This window comes from Arsenophonus sp. ENCA, assembly GCF_002287155.1.
Taxonomy (GTDB): Bacteria; Pseudomonadota; Gammaproteobacteria; order Enterobacterales; family Enterobacteriaceae; genus Arsenophonus; species Arsenophonus nilaparvatae.
On record NZ_NHNG01000294.1, the window covers coordinates 1 to 2,143 of the forward strand.

General features: G+C 40.2%; 6 protein-coding genes. 4 read left to right on the forward strand and 2 right to left on the reverse strand.

From position 1 onward, the window contains the following. Both CBG25_RS07890 and CBG25_RS07895 read left to right on the forward strand, forming a co-directional pair. Window positions 1-290, forward strand: a 290-nt coding sequence (locus tag CBG25_RS07890; protein WP_290605866.1) for a transposase, incomplete at its 5' end; no start/stop codon positions are given. Between the two features lie 128 nt (window positions 291-418). Beyond that, window positions 419-637: a hypothetical protein gene (locus CBG25_RS07895; RefSeq protein ID WP_290605867.1), complete on the forward strand. Its 219-nt coding sequence runs from the start codon at window positions 419-421 to the stop codon at window positions 635-637. Window positions 638-782: 145 nt separating this feature from the next. Here the strand turns inward: CBG25_RS07895 and CBG25_RS07900 are convergent, their stop codons facing one another. Beyond that, a complete protein-coding gene (locus CBG25_RS07900; protein ID WP_290605868.1) occupies window positions 783-1,013 on the reverse strand; it encodes a hypothetical protein in 231 nt (76 codons plus the stop codon). 73 nt (window positions 1,014-1,086) lie between these two features. On the opposite strand from CBG25_RS07900, the gene CBG25_RS07905 reads away from it, so the two are divergent. Together CBG25_RS07905 and CBG25_RS07910 are read left to right on the forward strand one after the other, a co-directional pair. Further along, complete coding sequence (locus CBG25_RS07905; RefSeq protein ID WP_135678451.1) at window positions 1,087-1,269, forward strand: hypothetical protein; 183 nt, start codon at window positions 1,087-1,089, stop codon at window positions 1,267-1,269. 28 nt (window positions 1,270-1,297) lie between these two features. Then, window positions 1,298-1,570, forward strand: a complete 273-nt coding sequence (locus CBG25_RS07910; RefSeq protein ID WP_290605871.1) for an XRE family transcriptional regulator — start codon at window positions 1,298-1,300, stop codon at window positions 1,568-1,570. Here the strand turns inward: CBG25_RS07910 and CBG25_RS07915 are convergent. Next, window positions 1,527-1,910: a hypothetical protein gene (locus CBG25_RS07915; RefSeq protein WP_290605872.1), complete on the reverse strand. Its 384-nt coding sequence runs from the start codon at window positions 1,908-1,910 to the stop codon at window positions 1,527-1,529. The genes CBG25_RS07910 and CBG25_RS07915 overlap by 44 nt on opposite strands. Between the last annotated feature and the right edge of the window lie 233 nt (window positions 1,911-2,143).

Genomic DNA, 2,143 nt, shown 5'->3' on the forward strand with positions numbered 1-2,143 from the left:
AAATCTTGAATCAGCGAAAGAGCATGGTTGAACCTGTGTTTTCAGCATTGCGGGGAATTCAGGGTTTGGAACGTTTCCGGCGTAAGGGATTATTAGCGGTAAAGCTCGAATTTACCCTGCATGCAATGGCCTATAACTTATCAAGAGCGGTTGCTCTGATATTATGGATGATTTTCAGTCTATTATTTGTACAAACTAAAATCAGAAAAAGAGAAAATCTGCACGGTGGGATATTGTTGAAAAAAAAATTCCACCCCTTTTGCGACAGCCTCTTAGAGGGCGAGGAGTGAATTCAGAAAGCACGGGGGTAATTTTATATGATTTCCAGAAGTTCAAGGTACCACCATTCTACCCGATATCGATTTGCAGCCGCTAGGCTGCTTCCTTGACAAGAATATTTTATAGATATCTTTAATGCATGGATAACCGGACAAAATATGAATATCCTGATTTTTTCTTGTTTTTAAATTTATACTTCTTTTTTAGAGACTGCGAAACTCGTGTTGAACACGCCATCGCGGGTATCAAGCGCCTCGGTTGCATGACCCAAATTTTACGGAATCGTAGACCCTTTATTGATGATACCTTCTTACTCCTTAGCGCAGGTCTTTGGAATTTCCATCTCAGAACAGCGTAAAATTTACTTCAATCACCGAAACACTCTTATTTCACTATTAAGCAACACGCTTGGTAAACTCCCATCTGATATTTCTCCTCAATTTTTAGAGATGAACATGATGGCAAATTAGAAGAAGTAAAAAAATGTGCGGATTTAACGACGCTTACATCACCTCAACGTTTCGTCGGTACGTTTCGCTAAAGCCTTTCACTTCACTGTTGCCCGATTGCTCAATACTGATAACAGGCGCGTTAAAATCCTGATTCGCCAGATTTTCACGGCCGATAAATAGCGTGTTTTCGGCAACTTCTAGCGTATCTCGAATCACCATTGCCAACCGTTGGATCGGTGGCTGGTAGTTTTTGTGGTGTAAATCCGTATTTTGCATTGACATTTAGCCCCTTTGGTGCTGTAGTGTAATTACAGGGAGCGGAAATCCGCAGCCAACATCCCTAACAGGAGGAAATATGAGTGAAAAAGTAAAAGCATTACACGATGTCGAAATCGAAAAAATAAGAGCAGAAATTAGTAAACTAATGGCTGAAACGTCAAAAATAAATAAAGAAACTATTTGGTATCCAATCGCAGTTTCTGCCAGTTTAGTTGCTGCTGTGGCAGGTATTACCGCAATTATTATTAAATTTATTTAGAAGGATGCCCTTAACAGGGCATTTCATTATGCGAATCATCAAAAAATACACGCCTCCAACCACAGAAGATTTAAAAAAACTCAAAAATAAGATGAGTTTTACGGGTAATCAAATGGCTGAATTGTGTGGGCTATCCGGTGCTAATCAATGGCGTAAATACACGGGGGGCGAAAAACCAAGAACAATGAATCAACATATTTTATTTTTTATTGCCGCTCAACTCGCCTTGAGCGAAGATGAACTTAGTAAAATACTGACTAAGATGCAGAATTTAGGCGCGAGTCTTTCAATAGACGACTAGTGATCTCACTATCTTTCACTTCCTCAAAGACATAGCGCACATAGCCATAATCGCTATAGTCTTTACGGTTAATCGATTTAAATATTTTTCCTTTATACTCCAAGTAAACACCGAGCAAATCCGCATATTGCGGTTGCACATGTACCGTGAAATACTCCAGCGACCAATCCAGACTATCCTTGTTAATTGCCTCATCCGACAAACTGCTGATCACGCCTTCAATCGATTTTCGTGTCACCGCAAAATCCGGCTTAAAATCTTTCGTGGTGATCACTTCCGTGATGAAAGTTAACGGTTGCGAAAATCGCCGGATGGTTCTTGCCATATTGGGCAGTCTCATTTTTTCACCACCTGATAGGTTATCGAGTTTGCCAGATTACCGGAAACTCTCAATAATTTGGCGGCATCATTATTGGTATACTTAACCGCATTTCCGATTTTCTCTCGGCCCATTCCCAGTCGAAACGCAACAAACCCATAAAACGTTATGCAGCCATTAGATGAGCTAAAAATACTTCATTTGGAGAAAAATAGCCCAACGATTTTCGTCCCCGAGTATTAAGTATGTGCTCA

What these genes read in the sequence shown, in the direction of transcription:
- CBG25_RS07900 (WP_290605868.1), bottom strand. Translation starts at nt 1,013, where the DNA reads ATGTCAATGCAAAATACGGATTTACACCACAAAAACTACCAGCCACCG.
- CBG25_RS07910 (WP_290605871.1), top strand. Translation starts at nt 1,298, where the DNA reads ATGCGAATCATCAAAAAATACACGCCTCCAACCACAGAAGATTTAAAA.
- CBG25_RS07905 (WP_135678451.1), top strand. Translation starts at nt 1,087, where the DNA reads ATGAGTGAAAAAGTAAAAGCATTACACGATGTCGAAATCGAAAAAATA.
- CBG25_RS07915 (WP_290605872.1), bottom strand. Translation starts at nt 1,910, where the DNA reads ATGAGACTGCCCAATATGGCAAGAACCATCCGGCGATTTTCGCAACCG.
- CBG25_RS07895 (WP_290605867.1), top strand. Translation starts at nt 419, where the DNA reads ATGGATAACCGGACAAAATATGAATATCCTGATTTTTTCTTGTTTTTA.